This window comes from Streptomyces sp. NPDC032721 (assembly GCF_055579625.1).
Genome location: NZ_JBVIMX010000026.1, coordinates 76,059 through 101,790 on the forward strand (window position 1 = coordinate 76,059; position 25,732 = coordinate 101,790).

The 25,732-nt window shown below is 73.0% G+C and carries 24 protein-coding genes and 7 tRNA genes; 20 read left to right on the top strand and 11 right to left on the bottom strand.

The window, feature by feature from the left end:
• The first annotated feature begins 9 nt into the window (after positions 1 to 9).
• From cbiE to ACZ5PB_RS38075, 4 genes are all read left to right on the top strand, one after another.
• Entirely contained in the window at positions 10 to 1,299 is a 1,290-nt protein-coding gene (gene cbiE, locus ACZ5PB_RS38060) for a precorrin-6y C5,15-methyltransferase (decarboxylating) subunit CbiE (RefSeq protein ID WP_468697716.1), read from the top strand.
• Positions 1,300 to 1,799: 500 nt separating this feature from the next.
• On the top strand, positions 1,800 to 5,759 hold the full coding sequence (gene cobT, locus ACZ5PB_RS38065; RefSeq protein WP_468697717.1) for a nicotinate-nucleotide--dimethylbenzimidazole phosphoribosyltransferase: 3,960 nt from the start codon (positions 1,800 to 1,802) through the stop codon (positions 5,757 to 5,759).
• A gap of 569 nt (positions 5,760 to 6,328) precedes the next feature.
• The gene (gene cobA / locus ACZ5PB_RS38070; protein ID WP_468697719.1) at positions 6,329 to 7,603 is read left to right on the top strand and encodes a uroporphyrinogen-III C-methyltransferase; all 1,275 of its coding nucleotides are present in this window, start codon (positions 6,329 to 6,331) and stop codon (positions 7,601 to 7,603) included.
• Between the two features lie 69 nt (positions 7,604 to 7,672).
• Positions 7,673 to 8,503 carry a TrmH family RNA methyltransferase gene (locus tag ACZ5PB_RS38075; protein WP_468697721.1) on the top strand — a complete coding sequence of 277 codons (831 nt, stop codon included), beginning with the start codon at positions 7,673 to 7,675 and terminating at the stop codon, positions 8,501 to 8,503.
• Between the two features lie 101 nt (positions 8,504 to 8,604).
• Here the strand turns inward: ACZ5PB_RS38075 and ACZ5PB_RS38080 are convergent, their stop codons facing one another.
• Entirely contained in the window at positions 8,605 to 9,906 is a 1,302-nt protein-coding gene (locus ACZ5PB_RS38080; RefSeq protein WP_468697723.1) for a serine/threonine-protein kinase, read from the bottom strand.
• A 231-nt stretch (positions 9,907 to 10,137) separates the two neighbouring features.
• On the opposite strand from ACZ5PB_RS38080, the gene ACZ5PB_RS38085 reads away from it, so the two are divergent.
• The 6 genes from ACZ5PB_RS38085 to ACZ5PB_RS38110 all read left to right on the top strand — a co-directional run bounded on the left by ACZ5PB_RS38085 (position 10,138) and on the right by ACZ5PB_RS38110 (position 14,099).
• Positions 10,138 to 10,386 carry a hypothetical protein gene (locus ACZ5PB_RS38085; protein ID WP_468697724.1) on the top strand — a complete coding sequence of 83 codons (249 nt, stop codon included), beginning with the start codon at positions 10,138 to 10,140 and terminating at the stop codon, positions 10,384 to 10,386.
• Positions 10,387 to 10,645: 259 nt separating this feature from the next.
• Entirely contained in the window at positions 10,646 to 10,867 is a 222-nt protein-coding gene (locus tag ACZ5PB_RS38090) for a hypothetical protein (protein WP_468697726.1), read from the top strand.
• 261 nt (positions 10,868 to 11,128) lie between these two features.
• Positions 11,129 to 12,091, top strand: a complete 963-nt coding sequence (locus ACZ5PB_RS38095) for a phosphotransferase (protein WP_468697728.1) — start codon at positions 11,129 to 11,131, stop codon at positions 12,089 to 12,091.
• 81 nt (positions 12,092 to 12,172) lie between these two features.
• Positions 12,173 to 12,481: a TFIIB-type zinc ribbon-containing protein gene (locus tag ACZ5PB_RS38100; RefSeq protein WP_468697730.1), complete on the top strand. Its 309-nt coding sequence runs from the start codon at positions 12,173 to 12,175 to the stop codon at positions 12,479 to 12,481.
• A gap of 135 nt (positions 12,482 to 12,616) precedes the next feature.
• Entirely contained in the window at positions 12,617 to 13,996 is a 1,380-nt protein-coding gene (locus ACZ5PB_RS38105; RefSeq protein WP_468697732.1) for an L-lactate MFS transporter, read from the top strand.
• Positions 13,977 to 14,099 (top strand): MFS transporter small subunit, encoded by a 123-nt coding sequence (locus tag ACZ5PB_RS38110; RefSeq protein WP_468697733.1) that lies wholly within the window; start codon positions 13,977 to 13,979, stop codon positions 14,097 to 14,099. The genes ACZ5PB_RS38105 and ACZ5PB_RS38110 overlap by 20 nt, the downstream gene beginning before the upstream one ends.
• Before the next feature lie 80 nt (positions 14,100 to 14,179).
• On the opposite strand, the gene ACZ5PB_RS38115 is transcribed toward ACZ5PB_RS38110, so the two are convergent.
• The 5 genes from ACZ5PB_RS38115 to ACZ5PB_RS38135 all read right to left on the bottom strand — a co-directional run bounded on the left by ACZ5PB_RS38115 (position 14,180) and on the right by ACZ5PB_RS38135 (position 14,689).
• A tRNA-Val gene (locus ACZ5PB_RS38115) sits at positions 14,180 to 14,251 on the bottom strand.
• Between the two features lie 41 nt (positions 14,252 to 14,292).
• Positions 14,293 to 14,364, bottom strand: a tRNA-Val gene (locus tag ACZ5PB_RS38120).
• A gap of 65 nt (positions 14,365 to 14,429) precedes the next feature.
• Positions 14,430 to 14,501: transfer RNA gene (locus tag ACZ5PB_RS38125), tRNA-Val, on the bottom strand.
• Position 14,502: 1 nt separating this feature from the next.
• Positions 14,503 to 14,576, bottom strand: a tRNA-Cys gene (locus tag ACZ5PB_RS38130).
• 40 nt (positions 14,577 to 14,616) lie between these two features.
• A tRNA-Gly gene (locus ACZ5PB_RS38135) sits at positions 14,617 to 14,689 on the bottom strand.
• A gap of 225 nt (positions 14,690 to 14,914) precedes the next feature.
• On the opposite strand from ACZ5PB_RS38135, the gene ACZ5PB_RS38140 reads away from it, so the two are divergent.
• From ACZ5PB_RS38140 to ACZ5PB_RS38150, 3 genes are read left to right on the top strand one after another with little or no spacing between them, the layout of a single operon-like run.
• Positions 14,915 to 15,979, top strand: coding sequence for a chorismate-binding protein (locus ACZ5PB_RS38140; RefSeq protein WP_468697734.1), 1,065 nt, complete (start codon positions 14,915 to 14,917; stop codon positions 15,977 to 15,979).
• The gene (locus ACZ5PB_RS38145) at positions 15,976 to 16,797 is read left to right on the top strand and encodes an aminotransferase class IV (protein ID WP_468697736.1); all 822 of its coding nucleotides are present in this window, start codon (positions 15,976 to 15,978) and stop codon (positions 16,795 to 16,797) included. The genes ACZ5PB_RS38140 and ACZ5PB_RS38145 overlap by 4 nt, the downstream gene beginning before the upstream one ends.
• A 42-nt stretch (positions 16,798 to 16,839) precedes the next feature.
• A complete protein-coding gene (locus ACZ5PB_RS38150) occupies positions 16,840 to 17,679 on the top strand; it encodes a GNAT family N-acetyltransferase (RefSeq protein ID WP_468697738.1) in 840 nt (279 codons plus the stop codon).
• 18 nt (positions 17,680 to 17,697) lie between these two features.
• Here ACZ5PB_RS38150 and ACZ5PB_RS38155 read toward each other — a convergent pair whose 3' ends face one another.
• A complete protein-coding gene (locus tag ACZ5PB_RS38155) occupies positions 17,698 to 18,225 on the bottom strand; it encodes a DsbA family protein (RefSeq protein WP_468697740.1) in 528 nt (175 codons plus the stop codon).
• A gap of 160 nt (positions 18,226 to 18,385) precedes the next feature.
• Between ACZ5PB_RS38155 and ACZ5PB_RS38160 the strand changes: the two genes are divergently transcribed.
• On the top strand, positions 18,386 to 18,847 hold the full coding sequence (locus tag ACZ5PB_RS38160) for a hypothetical protein (protein WP_468697775.1): 462 nt from the start codon (positions 18,386 to 18,388) through the stop codon (positions 18,845 to 18,847).
• A gap of 169 nt (positions 18,848 to 19,016) precedes the next feature.
• Positions 19,017 to 19,175, top strand: coding sequence for a hypothetical protein (locus tag ACZ5PB_RS38165; RefSeq protein WP_468697741.1), 159 nt, complete (start codon positions 19,017 to 19,019; stop codon positions 19,173 to 19,175).
• A 63-nt stretch (positions 19,176 to 19,238) separates the two neighbouring features.
• On the opposite strand, the gene ACZ5PB_RS38170 is transcribed toward ACZ5PB_RS38165, so the two are convergent.
• Positions 19,239 to 19,796 carry a CGNR zinc finger domain-containing protein gene (locus ACZ5PB_RS38170; protein WP_468697743.1) on the bottom strand — a complete coding sequence of 186 codons (558 nt, stop codon included), beginning with the start codon at positions 19,794 to 19,796 and terminating at the stop codon, positions 19,239 to 19,241.
• A 205-nt stretch (positions 19,797 to 20,001) separates the two neighbouring features.
• Complete coding sequence (locus ACZ5PB_RS38175) at positions 20,002 to 20,415, bottom strand: SsgA family sporulation/cell division regulator (RefSeq protein WP_003959770.1); 414 nt, start codon at positions 20,413 to 20,415, stop codon at positions 20,002 to 20,004.
• A 190-nt stretch (positions 20,416 to 20,605) separates the two neighbouring features.
• On the opposite strand from ACZ5PB_RS38175, the gene ACZ5PB_RS38180 reads away from it, so the two are divergent.
• Both ACZ5PB_RS38180 and ACZ5PB_RS38185 read left to right on the top strand, forming a co-directional pair.
• Positions 20,606 to 21,061 (top strand): TIGR02611 family protein, encoded by a 456-nt coding sequence (locus ACZ5PB_RS38180; RefSeq protein ID WP_468697745.1) that lies wholly within the window; start codon positions 20,606 to 20,608, stop codon positions 21,059 to 21,061.
• A 69-nt stretch (positions 21,062 to 21,130) separates the two neighbouring features.
• A tRNA-Val gene (locus tag ACZ5PB_RS38185) sits at positions 21,131 to 21,202 on the top strand.
• A 61-nt stretch (positions 21,203 to 21,263) separates the two neighbouring features.
• Here ACZ5PB_RS38185 and ACZ5PB_RS38190 read toward each other — a convergent pair.
• Positions 21,264 to 23,678, bottom strand: coding sequence for an SCO7613 C-terminal domain-containing membrane protein (locus ACZ5PB_RS38190; RefSeq protein WP_468697746.1), 2,415 nt, complete (start codon positions 23,676 to 23,678; stop codon positions 21,264 to 21,266).
• A 104-nt stretch (positions 23,679 to 23,782) separates the two neighbouring features.
• On the opposite strand from ACZ5PB_RS38190, the gene ACZ5PB_RS38195 reads away from it, so the two are divergent.
• The 3 genes from ACZ5PB_RS38195 to ACZ5PB_RS38205 all read left to right on the top strand — a co-directional run bounded on the left by ACZ5PB_RS38195 (position 23,783) and on the right by ACZ5PB_RS38205 (position 24,786).
• A complete protein-coding gene (locus ACZ5PB_RS38195) occupies positions 23,783 to 24,238 on the top strand; it encodes an SRPBCC family protein (protein WP_468697750.1) in 456 nt (151 codons plus the stop codon).
• 50 nt (positions 24,239 to 24,288) lie between these two features.
• Positions 24,289 to 24,360, top strand: a tRNA-Val gene (locus tag ACZ5PB_RS38200).
• A gap of 216 nt (positions 24,361 to 24,576) precedes the next feature.
• Positions 24,577 to 24,786, top strand: coding sequence for a hypothetical protein (locus ACZ5PB_RS38205; RefSeq protein ID WP_468697752.1), 210 nt, complete (start codon positions 24,577 to 24,579; stop codon positions 24,784 to 24,786).
• On the opposite strand, the gene ACZ5PB_RS38210 is transcribed toward ACZ5PB_RS38205, so the two are convergent.
• Positions 24,783 to 25,511, bottom strand: coding sequence for an exonuclease domain-containing protein (locus tag ACZ5PB_RS38210; RefSeq protein WP_468697754.1), 729 nt, complete (start codon positions 25,509 to 25,511; stop codon positions 24,783 to 24,785). The genes ACZ5PB_RS38205 and ACZ5PB_RS38210 overlap by 4 nt on opposite strands.
• Positions 25,512 to 25,732: the final 221 nt, after the last annotated feature.

A 25,732-nucleotide genomic window follows, 5' to 3' on the forward strand; every position in this document is an offset into this window, starting at 1 on the left:
CACACGAAGATGGCCGACCGCGTCACGGTGATCGGCTGGGACGGCTCACCCCTCACCGCGGCAGCCAGGTCCGCCCTCTCCGCCGCGACCCTGGTCGCCGGAGCCGCCCACCACCTGGACCTGGCCGAAGTGCCGCCCGGCGCCGAACGCATCCGCCTGGGCAGCGTGGACCTCGCCGCCCGCCGGATCGCCGGACACCGCGGCACCGCCGTCGTCATGGCCGACGGGGACCCCGGGTTCTTCGGCGTCGTACGGACCCTGCGCGCACCGGCGTACGGCCTGGAGGTCGAGGTCGTACCCGCCGTGTCGGCCGTCGCCACCGCCTTCGCACGGGCCGGGATGCCCTGGGACGACGCCCAGGTGGTCGCCGCCCACCGCCGTACGCTGCGCCGCGCGGTCAACGTGATCCGGGCGCACACCAAGGTCGCCGTCCTCACCTCCCCGGGCGCGGGCCCCGCCGAACTCGCCCTGCTCCTCGACGGGGTGCACCGCACCTTCGTCATCTGCGAGGAACTGGGCACCGAGCGCGAGAGCATCACCGTCCTCACCTCCGACAAGGTCGCCGACCACACCTGGCGCGACCCCAACGTCGTCATCGCCATCGGCGGCGCCCAGGCCCCCGCCCCCGCCCAGCCGCAGACCCCGGCCCAGGGCAGCGGCTGGCTGGCCGGCCGCGAACCCGGTTACCCGCAGGAGCTGCGCGGCTGGTCGCTGACCTCGCGCGAGTACGGCGAGGACCTGATCGGCGGCGACGCCCCCGGGCTGCGCGCCGCCCAGCTGGCCCGCCTCGGGCCCCGTACCGGCGACCTAGTGTGGGACATCGGCACCGGTCCCGGGGCGCTCGCCGTGGAGGCGGCCCGGTTCGGTGCCGCGGTCATCGCCGTCGACGAGAGCGCGGACGCGTGCGTACGGACGGCGGCCGCCGCGCGCCGGTTCGGGGTGCAGCTCCAAGTGGTGCGCGGTCACGCGCCGCACGTCCTGGAGGACCTGCCCGAACCGGACGTCGTACGGATCGGGGGCGGCGGCGCGGCCGTCGTCGAGGCGTGCGTGGACCGGCGGCCCGAACGGATCGTCACCCACGCCCGCACCCGCGACGACGCCGAGGCCATCGGCCGGGTGCTCGCCGAGGGCGGGTACGCCGTCGAGTGCGCGCTCTTCCAGACGGTCGACCTGGACACGGCGGGGGACTGGGCGGAGCGGACCAGGTCGGTGGTCTTCCTGGTGACGGGCAGGCGCGACCGGAGCGGCGGGTTCCAGGGAGGATCCCAGGGGCGGGGCGCGGCCGACCGGCTTCCGTAGGGGATCCGCTGCCGGATCCCCTCGTCCACTAGCGGATCCCGCCCCGCACGAGGAGCGATTCGGGACCCTCGTACCCGATCCGGTGGGACCATCTCCCCCTCTTCGCGCGGATGTTCTACTGATCGCTCCCCAGGGCGAGCGTTGTCGGTGGCGGGAGGTAGGCTGGCCGATCGTTGTACCGCAGATGGGCGGTTGGTGGAACGTTCGCCAATGTCCTGAAAAGGAGCCCCCTTTGGGATTCCGAGCGGTACGGCGGACCCGGGACGTGCGCGACGTGGCGCAGCCCACAGAGGGTCGTGGCGGATCTCCCTGCCCCGGCCCCGAAGGGCCGCGACAATGCTTGGTGTCCGCGGAACCTTTCGTGCCGCGCGGCACCCCCGCTCGTTCAACCATTGACGGGCGCGGTCGTGTCGAGCGGTCGTTCCGGGCGACGGGGCCCTGCCGGCGAGAGGCGGGTGGGCCGAAGAAGCGCTGGCGCTACAGATGGGCGAGGGGTACGCATGACTGACACCGGCCAGGTCCCGGGCGAGGGACTGCCGGAGGGCGCAGGCATGGTGGAGCAGCCGGGCGTACCCGCCCCAGGCGCCTACACCTTCCTCGACACCTCCGATCCTTCGGGGCACTCCGCGGAAACCGGCATGGAGGACGACGACCTCCTGCTGATGCCCGCCTCGCAGGGCGCGTGGAGCGACCCGCAGGTGGTGCCCGCGCAGACCCCGCCGGCGCCCGCGCCGGCTCCGCAGTTCGGTGAGTCCGGTGCGCACGAGGCCGGTGGCCGGGATTCCGGTTCCGTCGACCTGTCGGACGTACGGATGCCCCCGCCCGCTCCGATGCCGGCGGCCTCCGCCGCCCCGACCCCGCCGCCGTCCCGTCGGCCGCTGCACATGGGCCCGCCCGTGCCGGACGCCTCCGGCGGTGTCGTACGGTCGCTGGCCGACCGGGGACCGGCGGCTCAGGCCCCGGTGCCAGGACAGGCCGCGCAGGGCTCGATGCCGGGTGTGGCGCAGGGTGCGGTGCCCGGCGGTGCCCCCGGCGTGTTCGCGACTCCGGCGGCGACGCCGATGCGCAACGCGGGTCCGCCGACCACGGGCCCCGAGTACCTCGACATCCCGCGCGACGACTCCGCGATGCTGCCGGGGCCGCAGCTGGGCGAGATCCCCTCGCAGGGCCCGACGCCGTGGACGCCGCAGCCGCAGGGCGCGCCGGTGTACGCGGCTGCGCCGGTGGCCGCGCAGGCGCCCGTGAGCGCGCCCGCACCCGGACCCGCGCCCGCGTCCTTGTCCGAGCAGCAGATGCAGGCCGTGCAGGCGCCGGTGGCGCAGGTGCACGTACAGGAACAGTCCGGGCAGGTGCCGGTGCCGGTGCCGTCGCAGGCCCAGGCCCAGGAACAGGCCCAGGCTCAGGCCCAGGCTCAGGCCCAGGCTCAGGCCCAGGCCCAGGCCCAGGCCCAGGCCCAGGCCCAGGAACAGGCCCCGGCGCAGCCGCAGGCCGCCGAAGTGCCGGTGGCGGTGCCCGCGCAGGGCCAGGCCGTTCCCGGCGTCGTACCGGCGCAGTCACAGCCGCACCAGGAGCCCCAGGACGACACAGCAGAAACGGTCGTTCCGGAGCCCGCCGCTCCGGAAAGCGCGGCCCCTGAGGTTGCGGCTCCTGTCGTAGTGGAACCTGCGGCTGCGGCCGCAGCTCCGGCTCCGGAAACCGCGGCTCCTGAGCCCGTGGCGCCGGAGGCAGTTGCTCCGGTGGCCGTGAGCCCGGAGGGTGCCGCCGCTCCGGAGGCGGTCTCGCCGGAGTCGGCCGCTCCGGAGGCCGTGGCTCCCGAGGCCGTGGCACCGGAAGTCGTGGCGCCGGAAGGAGTGGCTCCCGAGGCCGTGGCGCCCGAGGTTGCCGTGGCGGAGGGTGTGGTGACGGCGGGAGTCGCTCCGGCGGAGGCCGTGCCCGCGCCCGTGGCGGTCGCTCCGGTGGCCGCTGCTCCCGAGGGGGACGCTCCCGTGAGCGCTGCTCCGGAGGGAGTGGCTCCGGAGGGGGGCGCAGTGCAGGAGGGCGCTCCGGCGGACCTGGTGTCCGACGGTGCCGTGCCCGAGGAAGTCGTTCAAGAAGGTGCCGTTGTGACCGTTCCCGCCCCCGAGAACGCTCTCGGCCCCGTCCCCGCATTCGCGCCACCGGCGGCCGAAGCGGCTGAACCCGCCGCCGCGCCGCAGGTGCTCCACCCGACGCCGCCGCAGGGCCAGTTCGTACAGGTGGAGGGCTCGGTTCCGGACGCTTCGCAGCTTGCTCCGACCCCGGTGCAGCCGACGCCCGCCCCGGCACCGCTGCCGGAACAGACCGCTCCGGCCGCCGTACCGACCCCGGAGCCCACGCCCACTGCCACGCCTACGCCCGCGCAGGGTTCGGCCGTCGTGACGCCGCAGCCCGCCGAGCCCGTCGCCGTACCGCAGGAAGCGGAGCAGCCCGCCACGGTGCCCGCGCCGCGCGACGGCGGTCCGACGGCGCAGCAGCCCGCGCAGCCGGAGCAGGTGGCCGAGGCGGAGGACACCGGTAAGCCCGAGGTCATCGAGACGGCCGAGGTCATCGAGACGCAGGCACAGCCCGAGGCCGCGACCACCGAGCCCGTACCGGAAGCCCCTGAAGCCCCGGCGCCCGATGCGGAGGCAGCGGACACCGCCGCCGAGGTCATCGCCGAACCGGCCGCCGAACCGGCCGCCGAGCCCGTCGCGGACGAGGCCCCGGCGGGCCCCGCTGCCCCCGGCTACGACGACGCCGAGCGTGAAGCGGTGCTGCGCGTCATGCGCGAGCGCCGCGACATCCGCAACGGCTTCCGCAGCGACCCCATCCCGCACGAGGTGCTCCTCCGCGTCCTGGAAGCCGCGCACACCGCGCCCAGCGTCGGCCACTCACAGCCCTGGGACTTCGTCGTCATCCGCTCGGCCGAGACCCGCCGCGCGATGCACGAACTGGCCGCCCGCCAGCGCGACGCGTACGCCAAGTCGCTGCCCAAGGCCCGGGCCAAGCAGTTCAAGGAACTGAAGATCGAGGCCATCCTCGACACCCCGGTCAACATCGTCGTCACCGCCGACCCGACGCGCGGCGGCCGGCACACCCTCGGCCGCCACACGCAGCCGCAGATGGCGCCGTACTCCTCGGCGCTCGCCGTCGAGAACCTCTGGCTCGCCGCCCGCGCCGAGGGCCTGGGCGTCGGCTGGGTCAGCTTCTTCGACGAGCGCGAGATGGTCCGTGCACTGGGCCTGCCCGAGCACCTCGAAGTCGTCGCGTACCTCTGCGTCGGGTACGTGGACGAGTTCCCCGAGGAGCCCGAACTGATGCAGGCGGGCTGGTCGAAGCGCCGCCCCCTGTCGTGGGTGGTCCACGAGGAGACGTACGGCCGCCGCGCCCTGCCCGGCGAGGAGCCGCACGACCTGCTCCAGGAGACGATCGCCAACATCCGCCCGCTGGACGCCAAGGCGCTCGGCGAGGCGTGGGAGCGGCAGAAGCGGATGACCAAGCCGGCCGGCGCGCTCGGCATGCTGGAGATCATCTCCGCGCAGCTCAGCGGTCTGTCCCGGGCCTGCCCGCCGCCGATCCCGGAGCCCGCGGCCGTCGCGATCTTCGCGGGCGACCACGGGGTGCACGCGCAGGGCGTCACGGCCTGGCCCCAGGAGGTCACCTCGCAGATGGTGGCCAACTTCCTGGGCGGGGGAGCGGTGTGCAACGCGTTCGCCAACCAGGTCGGCGCGGAGGTCTGCGTGATCGACGTGGGTGTCGCGGGCGAACTCCCGGCGACGCCGGGCCTGTTGCCGCGCAAGGTACGGGCGGGCACGGCCGACTTCACGACCGGCCCCGCGCTGTCCCGCGAAGAGGTGCTGGCAGCGATCGAGGTGGGCATCGAGACGGCCCGCGACCTGGTCGCCGCCGGCAACAAGGCGCTCCTCACGGGCGAGATGGGCATTGCCAACACCACTGTCTCCGCCGCCCTGATCTGCGTCTACACGGGGCAGGACCCGGCGGAGGTGACGGGCCGGGGGACGGGCATCAACGACGAGATGCACGCCCGGAAGGTGGACGTGGTCCGCCGCGCGCTGGACCTGCACAAGCCGGACCCGGCGGACCCGATCGGGGTGCTGTCGGCGGTGGGCGGCCTGGAGCACGCGGCGCTGGTGGGCTTCCTGCTCGGCGGAGCGTCGTTGCGTACGCCGGTGATCCTGGACGGCGTCAGCGCCGGAGCGGCGGCGCTGGTCGCCCGAGCGGTCGCGCCCGAGGCACTCGCGGCGTGCATCGCGGGACACCGCAGTGCGGAGCCGGGGCATGTCGCGGCACTGAACAAGCTGGGCCTGCGCCCGCTGGTGGACCTGGACCTGAGGCTGGGGGAGGGCACGGGCGCCCTCCTGGCCCTCCCGGTGGTGCAGAGCGCGGCCAGGGCCATGCACGAGGTCGCCACTTTTGACTCGGCGGGCGTCACCGAGAAGTAGAGGGGCGGGGGTGGGGCTCCGCTGCGCGGGGCTTTCCCCTCCCCGCCCCTTCCCGAAACTGGGGCGCTGCCCCAGACCCCGGCCCGTGCGGCCGGGCGGGGGTGAGTGGGCAGGTGGCGGGCCCGGCCACCGCCGGTGGTCAAGGTGCAGGTGTGTGCGTGGCTGGCCGCGCAGTTCCCCGCGCCCCTGAGTACTCAGGGGCGCGGGGAACTGCGCGGGCAACCACACTCGACCCGCGCGTAACGAACCCCCGGCCCCGCGGCCAGCGGTTTAGGGAAGGGGTGGGGAGGGGCACTGGCCCGCCGCAGGCGCGACACCGCCCCATGCTTCAAGCGCAGCAGGGAGTGGCACCCGCCCGCCACAGGCGCGACCCCCTCCCACAGCCCCCACCCCCCGGCCACCCCCCACCCCCACCCGTAAGCTAGTGGACCAAGGTCCGCCCCCCCGCAAAACCCCGCCCCACCAGCACGATCCCCCGCCCCACCCTCCCTCCCCAGCGCCGCTCCACCGCCGAAGCGGTCGCCTCCCGTCCGGGACCTCCCGATCGTCCTCCCGAGGAGCCGCACGCCATGACCGCGCACGCCGCAGGTGCCCAACCGACGCCCGAACCCGCGACCCCGGCCTACCCCGTCGGCCTCCGCCTCGCCTCCCGCCGCACCGTCGTCATCGGCGGCGGCCAGGTCGCCCAGCGCCGTCTCCCCGCCCTCATCGCCGCCGGCGCCGACATCACCCTGATCTCGCCCTCCGCCACCCCCTCCGTGGAAGCCATGGCCGAAGCGGGCGAGATCACCTGGGAGCGCCGCCGCTACCAGGACGGCGACCTCGCCGACACCTGGTACGCCCTCGTCGCCTCCAGCGACCCCGCCGCCAACACCGCCGCCTCCGCCGAAGCCGAACGCACCCGCACCTGGTGCGTCCGCTCCGACGACGCCGAGGCCGCCACCGCCTGGACCCCCGCCACCGGTCGCTCCGACGGCGTCACCGTCGCGGTCCTCACCGGCCACGACCCCCGCCGCTCCGCCGCCGTACGCGACGCCGTCGTCGAGGGCCTGCGCAACGGCACCCTGGCCGCCCCCCACCACCGCAAGACCGACAGCGCCCCCCGCGTCTCCCTCGTCGGCGGCGGCCCCGGCGACCCCGACCTCATCACGGTGCGCGGCCGCCGCCTTCTCGCCGAGGCCGACGTCGTCATCGCCGACCGCCTCGGCCCCCGCGACCTCCTCGACGAACTGCCGCCGCACGTCGAGGTGATCGACGCCGCGAAGATCCCGTACGGCCGCTTCATGGCCCAGGAGGCGATCAACCAGGCGCTCGTCGACCACGCGAAGCAGGGCAAGAACGTCGTACGCCTCAAGGGCGGCGACCCCTTCGTCTTCGGCCGGGGCATGGAGGAGGCCCAGGCACTCGCCGCCGAGGGCATCGCCTGCACCGTCGTCCCCGGCATCTCCAGCACCATCAGCGTCCCCGGCGCGGCCGGCATCCCGGTCACCCACCGGGGCGTCGCCCACGAGTTCACCGTGGTCAGCGGGCACGTCGCGCCCGACGACCCGCGCTCCCTCGTCGACTGGGAGGCGCTCGCCAAGCTCCGGGGCACCCTCGTCCTGCTCATGGCGGTCGAGCGGATCGCCCCCATCGCAGAGGCCCTCGTCGCGCACGGCCGTTCGCCCGAAACCCCCGTGGCGATAGTCCAGGAGGGCACGATGGCCACCCAGCGCCGGGTCGACGCGACCCTGGCGACCGTGGGGGAGAAGGCCAGGTCCGAGAACGTACGGCCGCCCGCGGTCATCGTCATCGGCGACGTCGTTGCCGTGAACACCACCGATCTCGCCGCCCCGCCCCAGTAACCGTAACCGGGGGTAATGAGCTCGCCCGCCCCCGTTGGCACCGCACCCACGACAAGGCAGTATCACCCTGTGGCCGATCTCCTCACCATCGACGATCCCGACGACCCGCGCCTGAGCGACTACACGAACCTGACCGACGTCGAGCTGCGGCGCCGCCGCGAGCCCGCCGAGGGCCTGTTCATCGCGGAGGGCGAGAAGGTCATCCGCCGTGCGCGCCAGGCCGGGTACGAGATGCGGTCGATGCTGCTGTCCGCCAAGTGGGTCGACGTCATGCGCGACGTCATCGACGAGGTCCCGGCACCGGTGTACGCCGTCAGCCCGGACCTCGCCGAGCGGGTCACCGGCTACCACGTGCACCGGGGCGCCCTCGCCTCGATGCAGCGCAGGCCCCTCCCGGCGCCCGCCGACCTCCTCACGGGGGAGTCCGAGGACCGCGCGGTGCGCCGCGTCGCCGTCTTCGAGGACATCGTCGACCACGCCAACCTCGGCGCGGCCTTCCGCAACGCGGCGGCCCTCGGCGTCGACGCGGTCCTCCTCACCCCCCGCTGCGCGGACCCGCTCTACCGCCGTGCGGTGAAGGTCTCCATGGGCGCGGTCTTCCAGGTGCCGTGGACGCGGCTGGAGTCCTGGCCGCAGGACATCGGCCTGATGCGGGAGGCCGGTTTCACCACGGCCGCGCTGTGCCTGAGCGACCAGGCGATCACCCTGGACGAACTCGCCGCCCGCGACGACGACAAGCTGGCGCTGATCTTCGGCACCGAGGGCGACGGCCTCACCGCCGAGGCCCTCATCGGCGCGGACGAACACGTCCGCATCCCGATGGAGGCCGGCGTCGACTCGCTCAACGTGGCCGCAGCCTCCGCGGTCGCCTTCTACGCGACGAGGGCCCACCGCCCCTGACGCACCACCGTCCGGCTGCCCCGTGGCCCTGCGCCTGCGCGAAACCCGCGTACGGCCGGGGCCACGCGCGCGTGACCCCATTGCCCCCGCTAGAGCCCCCGCTAGTGCCCCCGCACCGGTCCGTCCCACAGCCCCGCTATGACCTCGCGCGGCACCTCGGGCCCGATGCCACGGGACGGCCCCTGGCACCCCTGCGCCGCGGCGATCCCGAGCGCGACCAGCAGCGTCACCACCACGAACACCACGAGCCGCTGCCGCAACAGCCGCGGGTTCGCGGGCCGCAGTCTGCCCCCCGAGGTCGGGCGTGCCCCCGGCCGGGTGCCCTTGCGCGCCCCGGAGCGAGTGGTGTTCCGGCCCCCGGACGACGTTCCGGTACGCGGCGTGGAGGGTGTTCCGTTACGGGGCTGGGAGCCGCGCGGCGGCTGCCCGGAGTGCCCCCGGGAGTCGGGCTGCTGCCCGGCCCCCTCGGGCCTCGGCTCCGTGCTGCGCCGGGGCTGGGTGGTCCGCTGCGTCCGCTGGTCGGCGTACGCGTCACCGCCGGGATCCCGCTGCGCCGGGGGCCGTTTCTCCGGCCCGCCGCCCTGCGCCTCCCGTGCCGCGATCTCCTTCAGCCGCATCGACAGCTGGAGGGTGCTGGGACGTTCCTCCTGGTCCTTGGCCAGACAGGCCCGCACCAGCGGAGCCAGTGCGTCCGGTACGCCGTCCAGCAACGGCTCCTCGTGCACCACCCGGTACAGCATGACCTCGGAACTGCCCTGCCCGAACGGCGAGTCGGCGGTCGCCGCGTACGCCAGCGTCGCCCCCAGCGCGAACACGTCCGTCGCCGGGGTCACGGCCGCCCCGCGCACCTGCTCGGGTGCCAGGAAGCCGGGGGAGCCGACCGCCGTGCCCACATGGGTCAGCGTGCTCGCCCCGGTCGCCCACGCGATGCCGAAGTCGATGATCCGGGGCCCCTTGGGCGACAGCAGGATGTTCGACGGCTTGAGGTCCCGGTGCACGACGCCCGCCTCGTGGACGGCGACCAGACCCTCCGCGAGCGCGGCCCCGATGGCAGCCACCTCGGCGGCGATCAGCGAACCCTCCTCGGCCACCCGGTCGTGCAGCGAGGGCCCCGGCACGTACTGCGTCGCGAACCACGGCCGCTCCGCGTCCAGATCGGCCGCCACCAGCCGCGCCGTACAACCGCCCCGGATGCGCCGGGCCGCGGAGACCTCGCGCGCGAACCGCGAGCGGAACTCCTGGTCCTCCGCCAGGTCAGGCCGGATCACCTTCAGCGCGACCCGCTGGCCGCGCCGGTCAGAGCCCAGATAGACGACACCCATACCGCCCGCGCCCAGCCGCCGGTGAATCCGGAACGAGCCGACGACACGCGGGTCCTCGCGCCGGAGCCGCATCATCGCCATGTCCGTCCCCTACCTCCGGTGGGGCCTCCCCCACCCCACTGCTGACCGGTCCGTTCGACGTGGCACAGCTTACGTACCCGTGGCGCGGTGTGCTCATAGGCCACACCCTCACGGATCGATCCGTTGTCAGTGCCGGGTGCGAAACTTGAAGCACGGTCAGGGAACGTGTGTTCCAGCCTCCCTGACTCCTGCTCACTCTCAACGGGCCGCAGCAGAAGGGGGATTGGATCAATGAAGGGCGATCGAGTCGAGATAGTGGTGGACGCCGGAGACACCACACGGACGTACGAAATGGTGGCCAGCAGGGCCGGCCGCAGGGTCGAAACGGCGGTCCGCAGGGGGGTGGTCGAAGTGAGTGAAGTCACCCGCAGCGGCAGCGTCGTGCGCACCGCCCGCTTCATGGCCACCCGCGTCCTTGCCCTGGTCGAACAGCCGGTGCCCAGGGAAGACGCCTCGGAACAGCGCACCACCGCCGACTAGGAAAGAGCGCGGCCCGGGCCCCCGCTGAGGGCACCCCCCGGGCGACCCCTCGGGGAAGTCCCCGAGACCTCCACCCGTCTCTCCACCCAGGGGAGTACTTCGTCACCCGGTGCGTCATCCTCCGGGAGGCCAGGCAATCGGTACGAGGGCATGACGCCCGGGTGCTCACCCGCCCCTAATCTTGAAATCAAGCGGTGGGTGCAGCACTCGTCCCCCGAGGTCCGACACCCACCGCTTCCTACACGACAGGAGAGGGACCATGGCGGACACGGCATCGAGGACGATCAGCCGCAACGCCGCGATGCGCCTCCACCGCCGCCGCGCTTTCGCGGTGTTCGGCGGACGCAACTCCGGCCCGCGCCACCCCCTGGTGGCAACGGCCATGGTCCTCCCCCTGGCTGCCCTGCTCCTCTTCCTCTTCGGAGGCTGGGAAGCAGTGGTCGCACAAGCGTCGTCCGTGGGTATGTTGCTGGGGCGCTGAGCGGCGCCACGAACCGGGAGAGCGGCCCGGTCCGAACAACAACATCAGACCCATCAGCCCCGTGGGGACGGGGGTGCGGCGGACGGCTGAGTTTGCCCGGACAGCTGGGGAGCTGTCCGGGCAAACGTGTGCCCGGCCCCGGCCGTGCGGCGTCACCCGCCCCGTCCGGCGCCATCCAGCCCGTCGGGCGTCCGAGCCCACCACCCCGCGTACCTTCCACCCCGCGTACGCTCCACCCCACCGCACACCCCGGGGGACCCCATGCCCGAAACCGTCGCCTTGGCACTCACCGCCCTGGCCGCCGCCACCGCCCACCCGCACCCCCGCACCGGCCCCCACCCCTGTCCCCACGCCCCCGAAACCCGCCGCCTCCTCGCCGACCGCCCCGACGGCACCGTCGTCCGCCACGGCCCCCTCGTCGCCAAGGCTCACGCCCCGGACGCCGACCCCACCGCCCTGGACGTACGGATCGCCGTGGCCGCCCACCCCCTCCTGAGCGGCATCCTCCTTCCCCCGCTGCCGCTCCCCGCAGACCCGGCGCACACCCACGGCCGCCCCCTCTCCGCGTGGCCCTACGGCACCCCGGTCGACCCGGAGGACCCGGAAGCCGCCCCCTGGGAGGAGACCGCCGTACTCCTCGCCCGCCTGCACCGCACCGACACCACCGCCCTTCCCGCCCCGCTGCCGCCCATGCGGGGCCCCGCCAAAGCCGCCCGCGCCATGGCCCGCATGCGAGCGTCCCACCCGCACGACGCGGTCACCGCCGCCTGGGAAGGCCTCCCCGCCCGGGCCAGGAACGAGGCCCCCGACCCCCGGCGCACCCTCTGCCACGGCGACCTCCACCTCGGCCAACTGGTCCGCCACCCCGCCCCCGACGGCCCCTGGCACCTCATCGACGTGGACGACCTCGGCCTGGGCGACCCCACCTGGGACCTGGCCCGCCCCGCCGCCTGGTACGCGGCCGGCCTGCTGCCGCCCGACGTCTGGCAGCGCTTCCTCACCGCCTACCGCGCCGCCGGCGGCCCCGCCGTACGCCCCGAGGGTGACCCCTGGCCCGAACTCGACGTCGCCGCCCGCGCCCTGACGGTCCAGACGGCGGCCCTCGCCCTCGCCAAGTCCACGGCCGAACGCCGCCCCCTCGACGAGGTCGAGCAACTGATGGTCGACTCCTGCGCCCGAATCGCGTCGCTCCGGCCCGATGAGGACGGGAGACCTCCGTCATAGGGTGAATTACCGCCCACCGGGCATGCATTCCGGCGTCGTACGGACCAACCGGGCCCGCCGGACCTACCGAGGAGTGCGCCCATGCAATGTCCCAAGTGCCACGCCCCCATGCACACGTACAACCGCAACGGCGTCCAGATCGAGCAGTGCGCCAACTGCCGGGGCATCTTCCTGGACTACGGCGAACTGGAGTCGCTGACCCGCCTGGAAGCCCAGTGGTCCCAGCAGTCCCCGCCGCCCCCGCAGTCGTACCCCTCCGGCCCGGCCCCCGCCTGGGGCGCCCCGCAGCACGGCGGCCACGGCGGCCACGGGGGACACGGAGGCCACGGTGGCCACTACGGCGGCCACCACCGCCAGAAGGGCTTCGGCCGCATGCTCTTCTCCTCCTGAGCACCCGCCCCCTCCCGCACACCCGACGCCCCGGCCCGGGGAGCCCCACCGGCCGCGCCAGGCCGGGGAGCCCCACCCGCCTCCCCGGCCCGGCGTCTGGCCCAACACCCCACCCCCTACTTAGTGTTCGGCCCCATGACCTTCCTAGACAGGTCCCGGACCGTCGCCCCACCCGGCTGGAGCCGCTGGTTGGTGCCGCCCGCCGCCCTCGCCGTCCACCTCTCCATCGGCCAGGCCTACGCCTGGAGCGTCTTCAAACCCCCGCTCGAATCGGCGCTCGGCCTCTCCGGCACGGCCAGCGCCCTCCCCTTCCAGCTCGGCATCGTCATGCTCGGGCTGGCCGCCGCGTTCGGCGGCACCCTGGTCGAGCGCAACGGACCGCGCTGGGCCATGTCCGTCTCCCTCGTCTGCTTCTCCTCCGGCTTCCTGATCTCCGCACTCGGCGCCGCCACCCACCAGTTCTGGCTGATCGTCCTCGGCTACGGGTTCGTCGGCGGCATCGGCCTGGGCATCGGGTACATCTCCCCGGTCTCCACCCTGATGAAGTGGTTCCCCGACAGGCCGGGAATGGCCACCGGCATCGCCATCATGGGCTTCGGCGGCGGCGCGCTCATCGCCTCGCCCTGGTCGTCCCGGATGCTGGAGTCCTTCGGCGCCGACGACGCCGGAATCGCCACCACCTTCCTGGTGATGGGTCTGTCGTACGCCGTCTTCATGTCACTCGGCGTCCTGCTGGTCCGCGTCCCGCCCGACGGCTGGAAACCCGGGGGCCGGCAGCCGTCGGCCGAGCCGCGCGCCCTGATCACCACCGCGAACGTCTCGGCCAGGAACGCCCTGCGCACCCCGCAGTTCTGGTGCCTGTGGGTGGTCCTGTGCCTCAACGTCACCGCGGGCATCGGCATCCTCGAAAAGGCCGCCCCCATGATCAAGGACTACTTCGCGAACACCCCGACCCCCGTCTCGGCCTCCGCCGCCGCCGGCTTCGTCGCCCTGCTCTCCCTCGCGAACATGACCGGCCGCATCCTCTGGGCCTCCACCTCCGACCTCATCGGCCGCAAGTCCATGTACCGGATCTACCTCGGCGCCGGCGCCCTCATGTACTTCGCGATCATCCACCTGGGCAACGACTCCAAGCCCCTCTTCATCATCTGCGCCCTGGTGATCCTGTCCTTCTACGGAGGCGGCTTCGCGACCATCCCCGCGTACCTCAAGGACCTCTTCGGCACCTACCAGGTGGGCGCGATCCACGGCCGTCTGCTCACCGCCTGGTCCACCGCCGGAGTCCTCGGCCCGCTGATCGTCAACCGGGTCGCCGACAGCCAGGAACAGGCGGGCCACAGCGGCCCCACCCTCTACACGACCTCGCTGTACATCATGATCGGCCTGCTCCTGGTGGGCTTCGTCGCCAACGAGCTGGTCCGCCCGGTGAACCCCCGCTTCCACGAGCCCAAGTCCGCCCCGGAAGACACCCCCGCCAAGGAAGGAGGGCCCGCCCGTGCGGTCCCGCAGCCGTAGCCCCCGGGCACTCGCCGCAGTCGTCTGGCTCTGGGTCCTGCTGCCCCTCGCCTACGGCCTGTACGAACTCATCCGCAAGGCCACCCAGCTCTTCACCGGCTGACCCGAAAGCCGACCGCAGCGAGCACGAAGCCCACACGAAGAAGCCCCCGACCGAGAACCGGCCGGGGGCTTCAACTGCGGTGCGCGATACTGGGATTGAACCAGTGACCTCTTCCGTGTCAGGGAAGCGCTCTCCCGCTGAGCTAATCGCGCGGGGGTGTTGCGTGATCCTACAGGTACTGCGTGTTACTGCGTGCGCGATACTGGGATTGAACCAGTGACCTCTTCCGTGTCAGGGAAGCGCTCTCCCGCTGAGCTAATCGCGCGGGACGATCCATGCGGACCGGGTGCTACAGGTGAAGCAGGTGGTACGGGTGGTGCAGGTTCTGCGTGCGCGATACTGGGATTGAACCAGTGACCTCTTCCGTGTCAGGGAAGCGCTCTCCCGCTGAGCTAATCGCGCTTGGAGGTGGAGACGGGATTTGAACCCGTGTAGACGGCTTTGCAGGCCGTTGCCTCGCCTCTCGGCCACTCCACCAGGAGTGCAGTAAGGGTATCGGGAAGAACCCCCACTATCGAGCGGACGACGAGACTCGAACTCGCGACATCCACCTTGGCAAGGTGGTGCTCTACCAACTGAGCTACGTCCGCTTGTCTGTTCCGTTTCACTTGCGTGTCCCGGCGACGTGTTGAACTCTAGCGGATTCCTGGGCCAGTACAAAAACGCGTTTGTGCAGCGTGCTGCGTTGTCCCCGGCGCCCACTCCGGCCGTCGCGTCATGTGCCGGTCACGCACGGGTCACGTACCCGACCTGCCAGGACCCCCGCACCGTCCTCGCCCAGGTGGGGCCCCCGTCGCCGCCATAGACTCGGTGCCGTGCACGACCTCCCCTCCTTGGCCCGCTTCGGCGGCCTAGTCGCCCGTGACCTGCGCGACGTGACCAGCGACCCGGCGGCCCTCGACTCCTCCGGCTTCTGGGCCGTGGCCGCCGATTTCGAAGGCCGGCTCGTCTGCGCCCGCTTCGGCGACGTCCGTACGCAGCCGGTGCCGGCCGCCGTCCCCGGCGCCTGGCGGGGCCCCGCCGCCGACAGCTGGACGTCCTCGCTCGACCGCGACGCCTACACCGCGGGCGTACGCGCCATCCGTACGCACATCGCGAAGGGGGAGGTCTACCAGGCCAACCTCTGCCGCGTACTGAGCGCACCCGTCGACCCGGGCGCCGACGTCGACGCGCTCACCGCACTCCTCGCCCGGGGCAACCCCGCCCCCTACGCGGGCACCATACGGCTGCCCGCGTACGGCGTGGAGATAGCCACCGCGTCCCCCGAGCTCTACCTGCGGCGGGACGGCGGCGTCATCGAGTCCGGGCCCATCAAGGGGACCGGGAAGACGGCCGAGGACCTGCTGGAGAAGGACCACGCCGAGAACGTGATGATCGTCGACCTGGTCCGCAACGACCTCGGCCGCGTCGCCGTCACCGGCAGCGTCACCGTTCCCAGGCTCTGCGAGACCGAGCCGCACCCCGGCCTGGTCCACCTCGTCTCCACCGTCCGCGCCGAACTGCGCCCCGGCGCCGGATGGGCCCACCTGTTCGCGGCGACCTTCCCGCCCGGCTCCGTCACCGGCGCCCCCAAGTCCAGCGCGCTGAAGATCATCGAAGCGCTGGAGACCTCTCCCCGCGGCCCCTACTGCGGCGGCATCGGCTGGGTCGACGCCGACCGGGGCACCGGCGAGCTGGCCGTCGGCATCCGTACCTTCTGGATCGACCGTACGGCGCCGGGCGGGCCCGTCCTGAAGTTCGGCACCGGAGCGGGCATCACCTGGGGCTCCGACCCCGAGCGGGAGTGGGCGGAGACCGAGCTCAAGGCGGCCCGGCTGCTCGCGGTAGCGTCGGGTGCGTACAGCGCGACGGCGAGTGCAAGTGGAGGGTCCGGTTCATGAAGATTTGGGTCAACGGGGGACTGGTCGACGCCGACTCGGCGAGGGTCTCCGTACTCGACCACGGGATGACCGTGGGCGACGGCGTCTTCGAGACGCTGAAGGCGCGCCACGGGCAGCCCTTCGCGCTCACCCGCCACCTGGACCGGCTCACCGCCTCCGCCCGGGGCCTCGGCCTGCCCGCCCCGGACCACGACGAGGTGCGCCGCGCCTGCGCCGCCGTCCTCGACGCCAACCCGATGCCGCTCGGCCGGCTCCGGGTCACCTACACCGGCGGGGTCTCGCCGCTCGGCTCCGACCGGGGCGACGCCGCGCCGACGCTGATCGTCGCGCTCGGCGAGACCGGCCGCCGCCCCGACAGCACCGCCGTCGTCACCGTCCCCTGGACGCGCAACGAGCACAGCGCCGTCGCCGGACTCAAGACCACCTCGTACGCCGAGAACGTCGTCGCACTCGCCCGCGCGCGCGAACACGACGCGTCCGAGGCCCTGTTCGCGAACACCGCCGGACAGCTCTGCGAGGGCACCGGGTCCAACGTCTTCGTCGTCGTCGACGGCGAACTGCTCACCCCGCCCGTCGCCTCCGGCTGCCTGGCCGGCATCACCCGCGCGCTCGCCGTCGAGTGGACCGGCGCCCGCGAGCGGGACCTGCCGTTCGACGTGCTGGCGCGCGCCGACGAGGTCTTCCTGACCTCCACCCTGCGCGACGTGCAGGCCGTCCACCGCGTCGACGGGCGCGAACTGCCCGGAGCGCCCGGCCCGGTGACTGCCAAGGCGATGCGGATCTTCGACGAGCGCGCGGGCGACGACCTCGACCCGTAAAACGTGATGACGAGGGGGCCCGGCAGGGGTACAACTCCCGTGATGACCACGACCCTACGGCCGACCGGGCCGCTCCAGACCGGTGCTGACGGCGCGCGCTCGCGCCACTACGAAGTGTGTGTGAACAGCCGCCCCGTCGGCACTGCGCACATCGAGACCCTGGCGGATTTCGGCGCCAAGGTCGGACGGATCACCTCGCTGCGGATCGACGAGGCGGACCGCCGCCGGGGGCGGGGCACCGTCGCCGCCCTCGCCGCCGAGGAGGTGCTGCGCGGCTGGGGGTGCGAGCAGGTCTCCGTCTCCGTACCGGCGGACGCCGAGCCCGCGCTGCGGATGGCGACGGCCCTCGGCTACGTCGAACGCAGCCGCAACATGCTCAAGGACCTGCCCGCCGAACCGCCCGCCCTGCCCGCCCACGTGACGGTCCGCCCCCTCGCGCAGGACGCGTACGAGACCTGGCGGCGGGAGGAGCATCTGAGCTACGCGCAGAGCTGGATCGACCAGGGCGTCCCCGCCGACCAGGCCCGGATCAAGGCCGAGGCCAGCGACCGCAGGTTCCTCCCCGACGGTCTCGCCACCCCCCACACCTGGATCAACCACCTTCTGCACGACGGCGAGCCGGTCGGACTGCTGTGGCTCGCCCGGCACGAGATGGACCCCGGCGAGTGGGCCGCCTTCGTGTTCAACGTCGAGGTCGTGGAGCAGGAGCGCGGCAAGGGGTACGGACGCACCCTGATGACGCTGGCCGAGCGGATCGCCCTCCAGGCAGGCGAAACCCGCATCGGCCTGCACGTCTTCGCCGACAACACCCCGGCCCTGCGGCTCTACGAGTCCCTCGGCTACCGCACGACGTTCCTCTACGCCATCAAGCCGTTGCTCTAGCGGGAGCCGTCGGGGCCGTCAGCCGGTCCGCCCGGCCAGCAGCCTGTCCGCGATCTCCTCGATGCGCGCGCGCAGACCGGTCTGGTCCTTGCTGCCGTCGAGGAGTTCCCCGCCGATCTCGTACGTCGGGGTGCCCGTCACCTTGACCGCCTTGCCCTCCGCCTGGTCGGCGTCCACGATCAGCATGTGCCGGCCGTCGATGAGGGCTGTGTCGAACTCCTCGGCGTCCAGGCCGAGTTCGCGCGCCACGTCCAGCAGTACCGGCTGCCCCCGCTCGCCCAGCTCCTCCGTGCGGGCCAGCACCGCCTCCACGTACGGCCAGCCCTTGCCCTGCTCGAACGCCTCCTCGACGGCCTGCGCCGCGTCGTACGCGTGCTTGTGCTTCTCCAGCGGGAAGTGCCGCAGCCGGATGTCCAGCCGGTCCCCGTACCTGGCGCGCAGCGCGGCCAGGTCGGCGAGGGCGGTGCGGCAGTCGGGGCACTGGAGCTCGCACCAGACGTCGAGGACGACGGGGGAGGCGGGGGCACTGGGAGAGGGGTTGCTCATGGGGTCCAGTCTCCCAGTCGTACGCCGGGCGCCCCAACCGGGACCTGGGGAGGAGCCGCGCCCCGGAGATCTCCCTGAGACGGGCCCCGAGGATGGCCGCGCGCACCTGGCTCGGTGCAGGATGGGTGGGAACGCACTTCCCACCGCTGGAGGACCGATGCTGCTGGTAGAGACCGTCTGTTCGGCGGTGTCCGCGGCCGGCCTGGGCATTGCCGCGATCACCGCGTACCGGAAGCGGTTCCTCGCCGCGACCCGCCTGGCCGCCTACTCACTGGTACCGGTCGGTCTGGTGATGACCGGAGCCGTGGGCTGGATCTCCGGCATGGTGTTCAAACCCATGGTGTGGGCCGGCTTCGGCGTGCTCGCCCTCGCCTGGCTGCTCTTCATGACCACGCGGGCCGTGGAGCGGCGCACCGGCGGCACCCGCAAGGAGCGCAAGGCCGCGAAGGCGGCACAGCGCGACGCGGTCGCCCCGACGGCGTCGGCACCCTCGCTGGGCGCCGGGGCTCCGGCCGCCGCGCCCGCCGCCGCACCGGCTCAGGCACCCGCCGCGAAGCCGAAGAAGGCCGCCGACGAGGACTTTTCCGACATCGAGGCGATCCTCAAGAAGCACGGCATCTGAGCGTCCGGGCGGCCGGGCCGGGCGGGGACGGGCTGGACCGCCGTCCCCGGAAGCCTGGCGCTTCGGACAGCGGAGCGATTGTGGAATTGCACGGAATTCGACGAACGGCCGCCAGAAGTGGGCGTGTTGGTCATTCCGTACCACCGGGCTGAGTCATCATCGGCCCGAGATGCTCCAGACCTCCCCGGACGAAGCCCCGGCGCCCGCCCCCGCCGAAGAAGCGCGAGGCTGTCTCTTCGCGCTTTCCCAGCCGCCCCTGATGATCTTCCTCGCGCTGATCGGCACGCTGCTCATGATGGGGGCGGTCCATGACCTGTTCCTCGACTGACGCCGCCTCGACCGACGCCGCCGCCACCGGCATCGCCGCGGCCGACGCGGGCAGGGGCCGTGCTCAGCCGGAGGCTTCCTTACGCCGGGCCCGGTACGCCGCCACGTGCAGCCGGTTCCCGCATGTGCGGCTGTCGCAGTAGCGCCGCGAGCGGTTGCGCGACAGGTCGACGAAGGCGTGCCGGCAGTCCGGCGCCTCGCAGCGCCGCAGCCGCTCCTGCTCCCCGGAGACCACGATGAAGGCCAGCGCCATCCCGCAGTCCGCCGCCAGGTGGTCCGCCATGGAGGCGCCGGGCGCGAAGTAGTGCACGTGCCAGTCGAAGCCGTCGTGGTCGGTCAGCCGGGGCGTCGTCCCGGCCGCGGCCACCAGCCGGTTGATGAGCTCGGCCGCGGTGCGGGGGTCGGGAGCCGCGAACACCTCCGCGAAGCGGGCCCTGACGTCCCGTACGGCCCTCAGATCGTCCTCGCCGAGCCAGCCCACGTCGCTCACGTCGTGGAGCCTTACGAAGGCGTTCAGCGATTCCAGGTCCGCGAGGCGGTCGGTGGGCTCGCTCTCCGGCGCGGTGTTCACCAGATCGACGACGACGTCGAGGGCTTTCCGGGTGTCGTGGGGGATCAGCACGGTTCGCTCCCTGGCCTGCTGCGGGCCGGTGCCCGCCGATGCCGGACGACTCTAGTCGTACGCGGAAAACGAACAGCGGCGCCGTCGCCGCGGTGGATTCCGCGACGACGGCGCCGATGGACCGCTTATGAAGTTGTCCCTATGGGGGTGTCCGCCCCGCGCCGTCGCCCCGAGTCGGACGGCGAGGAACGACTCTCGACCTGGCTCAGCTCTCGGCCAGGATGTGAGAGAGCTCCGTGTCGAGGTCGAAGTGCCGGTGTTCAGTGCCGGGTGGCACTGCGGCATCCGTCCTCTTCAGGAACGACTCAAGCGCCCGCGCCGGGGCTTCGAGCAGGGCCTCGCCCTCCGGTGAGCTCAGGGCGATGCAGACAACGCCCTGACCGTGGCTCCGGGACGGCCAGACTCGGACGTCGCCGGTTCCGGTGGGCCGGTGCAGGCCCTCGGCGAGGAGATCGCGGGCGAAGACCCACTCGACCGTTTCCTCGGCTCCGGTGTGGAAGGTGGCATGCACGGCATAGGGATCGGCCGTGTCGTACCGCAGGCCCGCGGGTACAGGCAGTGATGACTCGCTCGACACAACGAGGCGCAGGTGCAGCTCGCAGCTGACCGTGGTGTTCATAAGCGCCAGGGCCTTTCGCTCAGTGTGCGCTCGGGGATTCGCACGTCGGCGAAATCGACATGCCACCTCTGATGCAGTTGTAAACCCTTGTGAGTGTTTTAGGTCTCTTGAGGTAGCTCGTACGGCCGAGTCCGGGTTTGACTCGTACGGCTATTCCAGTGAAGGGAATCGTCCCGGTAGGCTGGCTCCCATGAACGCGGAGAGTGACGGACGGGACGGGGCTGTCGCGGCGACGACGGCCGGTCCCGCCACGGGGGACGTGAAGGGCGACGAGCGCGAGCTCGGATCGCGGGCACCGCAGTACATCCAGGCGCGCAGAACGCTGCACCTCAGCTGGCAGGTCGGCGTCTTCGTCGTCGGCCTGGCGGTCGTGATCGCGGGCATCATCATGCTTCCGCTGCCCGGACCCGGCTGGGTGGTGATCTTCGGTGGCATGGCGATCTGGGCGACCGAGTTCGTCTGGGCCCAGCTGGTCATGCGCTGGACGAAGCGGAAGCTCACCGAGGCCGCCCAGAAGGCGCTCGACCCGAAGGTCCGGCGGCGGAACATCATCCTGACCACGATCGGCCTGGTGATCATCGCCGTGCTGGTCGGGATCTACGTCTGGAAGTTCGGCATCGTGATGCCGTGGAAGATCAACGAGTAACGAGCGCCGACCACCCGGAAAAGTGGTCGGGGGCACGCGCTGACATGCGGTAATGTTCTGTCTGTGCCCGGGCGATTAGCTCAGTGGGAGAGCACTTCGTTCACACCGAAGGGGTCACTGGTTCGAACCCAGTATCGCCCACCCGGGATCAGAGGCCCGAGAGACGCAAAGTCTCTCGGGCCTCTGTCGTACGCCGTCGACCTCAGCCCAGCCGGCCCAGCCGCGCGCGCAGCCGGCGGGCGTCGCGCAGCCGCTGTTCGTACGTGGCACCGACGGCCAGCAGCAGCAGACCGGCCAGCGCCGGGGGCAGCCAGCGGGGGAGCGCGCCGACCACCTGGATCACGTACGGGGCGAGCTCGTGCAGGGCCACCAGGCCGAGCGTGACGCCGCCGAGCAGCAACGGGGCACCCAGCCGGTGCCGGGCCCCCAGCAGGGTCACCACGAGCGCCGCACAGCCCAGCAGCAGCGGACGCAGCCACTGCGGGTCGGCCCAGGTGGCGACGAGGCTCGGCAGCAGCGTCGCGGCCAGGCCGGGGCCGTACGACGTCCAGGACGAGACCGCCGGGTGGGCGCGCCGGTGCAGGAAGCCCACGGCCAGCGCCAGGACGGTCACCGGCACGGTGTACGCCTCGGGGGTGTCGACCCCGGACGCGGCCAGCCGCACCCAGGTCGCCGCCAGGAACAGCGCGCCCGCCGCCCAGCGGACCTCCCTGCGGTCGGCACGCAGCGAGGTACCCCCGGCGATCACCGCGCACAGGCCGAGCACCAGGGCCAGCGTCGGCAGGTGGGCCGTCGCCAGCGTGACGGCCAGGAGCGCCACGGCGGGCGCCGCGAACTCGGCGGGGGCGCAGCGGAAGCGCGCCGCGAGCGCGGCGACGCCCGCCGGGACGGCGAGCACCAGCAGCGCCGTGTGCTGCTGCGGCAGCTCCAGCGCGGCCGAGGCGGCGAGCGCGAGCCCGGTCGCACAGCCGACGGCCGCGACACAGCCCACCGCTCCGGCCACCGTGCCCGGCACCCGGGCCGCCAGAAGCACGCACACCGCCAGCAGTGCGCCCAGGACGGTGAACGTGGTCCCCCGCGCGGCGAGCGCCAGACACGACGCCGTGAACGCGCCGACCGTACCGGCCGCCAGAGCGGTGTACGAGACGGCGGTGCGCACGGCGGGCTCGGCGGTGGATGCGGCGGGCGCGGCGGCGGTACGGCACACCAGGGTCAGCGCCGCGGCGGCCAGGGCCACGTACAGGAAGAGCGCCACGACGTACGGGAGGTCCAGGGCGGTCGGCAGCAGGAGGACCCCGACGGCGGCCAGGGCGAGCGCCCCGGAGGCGGTCGCCGGGTGCGGAGCACGGCGGTGGGCGGCGGCGAGCGCGGCCGCGAGCGCCAGTGCGACCAGGGGGCCGGTGGCCGTCTGTGCCCACGGGAAGCCGAACTCCACCGTCGCGCGGACGGTGTCGGGCAGCCCCCGCCACGGAGCGACGGCGCGTGACAGCGGCCCCGCCACGACGGTCACGGCCAGCGCGGGCAGCACCGTGAGGGCCGCGCACCCGCCGACCGCCCCGGCCGCGGCGGCCAGACCGAGCCGTACCGGACGCGCCGGACGGGGGCCGCGTACCGAAGCCAGGACGGCGAACGCGCACAGCAGGTACACCGGGACCACCCACGCCACCGGCAGCGCGGGCCGCACCGCCCCGCCCACCGAGGCCACCGCCGCCAGACCCGCCACCAGGGCGGGCGCGAACCCCGGCCGCAGCAGGGCGGCGGCCAGGGCGAGCGCCGCACCTGCGAGCAGCGGCGCGGACGCGGGAAGGGCCTCGGCGGCGGTCGACGCCGTCGCGGAGCGGACCAGCGCGATCAGCAGCGCGATGCCACCGGTGACCCACGCACCCGCCTCGGCGAACCCGCCCACCGGAGCGGGGGCGCGGCGCGACGTGCCCAGCACCAGGGCGAAGTCGAGAGCGGCGGTGACCAGCAGCGCCCAGGCGAGCGTGAGCGGTGCCGCCGACGCGGACAACACCCAGAGGTAGAGCGGGAATTGGGCCGCGACGACGGCTGCGGGGAGCGGGGTGCGCAGACGGGGGACGGCCAGGCCGTAGCCCGCCCACAGCAGGGTGAGGACGGCGGTCGCGGCGGCCGTGTAGCCCGCCGTGCCCGTGGACGCGAAGGCCACCTCGTGCAGCGCGTACGCGTCCAGCACCGTGAGCAGCAGGGCCAGCACGCCCACCGACTCCGCGGTGGCGACCAGGCCGCGACGTACCAGCAGGGCCGGTGCCGCGAGGGCGGCGAGCGTGACCGAGCCCAGTACCGCCGAGCGCCCGGCGATGCCCATCTGACCCCAGCCGACCAGGGTGAAGGCCAGCGCCGCGACCGCAAGGAGGATGCCGCCGAGGGTCAGCAGCACGTTCTGGGCACTCGGCGAGGAGGCCGGGGGCGGGGGCTGGGCCGGGGTGAGCGGCTGCTTCCCCTGGGCGTGGGGCGGCGGCGCGAGAGGAGCACTGAGCACCTGCACCAGATACGCGCGGCGGTGCAGCAACTGCCCCCGGCGCGCGTCGAGCCGGGCCAGCTCGGCGTCGAGGAGCACCAGCTCCTCGGCGGGTGCGGGGTGCGGAACGTTGTTCATGGGGGGAGTGTGGGCGAGCGGGCGCACACCCGTCATGGGGCCGGGTACTCAGACGGGTACTCAGGTACGGAGTGGACACGGGTCCGTTGGAGCAGACTGGGCACATGGACTGGTGCCACTACCGCTTCCGCAGCATCTGGGAACTGCCCGCCGACCCCGCCGCCGTCTACCGCGTACTGGAGAACGCCGAGGACTACCCGGCCTGGTGGCCGCAGGTGCGCGAGGTCACCCCCGTCGACGAGCACAGCGGTACCGCCCGCTTCCGTTCCTTCCTCCCGTACGACCTGGTGGTCACCGCGACGGAACGGCGGCGCGACCCGGCCGCCGGCATCCTGGAGATCGAGATGGCGGGCGACATGGAGGGGTGGGTGCGCTGGATCCTCCGGCCCGCACTCCTGGGGACGGTGCCCGGCACCCGGGCGTTCTACGAGCAGGTGGTGGACGTACGCAAGCCGCTGCTGCGGCACTTGGCCGTGCCCGGGCGGCCCGTCTTCCTCGCCAACCACGCCTGGATGATGCGCTCCGGGCAGCGCGGACTGGCGGCCGCACTCGCACTCTGAGCGCGGTTTGAACCAAACCCGAAAAGCGCTGTATGGTTCAACCCGTTCCCGGGCGATTAGCTCAGTGGGAGAGCACTTCGTTCACACCGAAGGGGTCACTGGTTCGAACCCAGTATCGCCCACCCCGGGAGAGCCGGTCCGTCACAGACGGACCGGCTTTTCGTTGTGGCACGACGGCGCCTTCGGGCGTGCTCAAGGGGTGCTCGCGGTGGGTGCGGGGTGTGGCTGGCCCCACCCTCGACCGGGGGGTCTGCTCCCTCGTACCGGAGCCGCGGATTTCCTAGCGTGGTCGATGCACGGATCACCGTGAGCGACCCGAACCAGGAGATGCCGCCCCGATGGACACCATGATCAAAGCGATGCTGTGGATGCTGCTGGCCGTAGCCGTGGCCGCCAACGCGTTCCTCGGCTTCGCGGCCGACGGCGTGTTCCGGGTGGTGCTCAGCGCGCTGGCCGGACTGGTCGGACTCACCGCCGTGGCAGGGCTGGTGGTCGTACGGCGCTCCCGTGGCTCACGTACCTCCCGCACAGCGGCACGTACCTTCTAGGCCGCCTCGGCGCGCACCTCCGGGCGCAGCGGCCACGCCGGGTCGACCGCCTCGTCGGAACCGTTGCGGGCGAACCACGCCTGGAGGCCGCGCGCCTGGGCCGCGAACCACACCGCCTGGAGCGTGTGCAGTTCCGCCGGGGACAGGCGCTCCAGGCGTGCGGCGAACCGCCTGCCCAACGCCCGTACCAGCTCCAGCGAAGCCGTCGCGTCCGCCACCGCGTCGTGCGCCCCGTCCAGCTCCACGCCGTAGTGCGCGCACAGGTCCGTCAGGGTGCGACGCCCCTTGCGGTACCGGTCCAGATGCTTGTCCAGCACCCTCGGATCCACCACCTGCAACGGCCTGGCCTCCAGATAGCGGGACAGCGAAGAGGCCCGGTGCCGCCTCAACTCCCGGTCCAGCATGGTCAGATCGAACGGCGCGTTCATGATGACCAGTGGCCGCCCCGCCGCACACTGCTCGGCTATCGCCCGCGCCATCTCCTCCATCACGGGGGACGGCCAACGGCCGTTGCGCTGCAGGTGCTCGTCGGTGAGACCGTGTATCTCCGTGGCGGCGGCCGGCACCGGGACGCCCGGGTTGATCAGCCAGCGGGTGGCGCGAAACCGCGCGCCCGCCGCGTCCTGCACCACCAGCGCCGCCGAAACGATCCGGTCACCCTCCACGTCCACGCCCGTGGTCTCCGTGTCGAAGGCCGCCAGGGGCCCCTCGTACCAGCACGTCATGTCCCCACTCCTCTTGCTCCTCCGGCAGATGGCGTGCTCCACGGATCGACCCGGTGCGCTTTTCTGCCCGAAGCGGTGATACCCGGGCCGTTTACGCCATAAGCCGTACGGAGACAACACAGGTGACAGGTCAGGAAGTTGACGGCCCGTCGACCTTCGGCCGGGTCCTGGCACGGAACCGGCACGCAACGAACCGATCGGCACAGCCCGGAAGGCACACG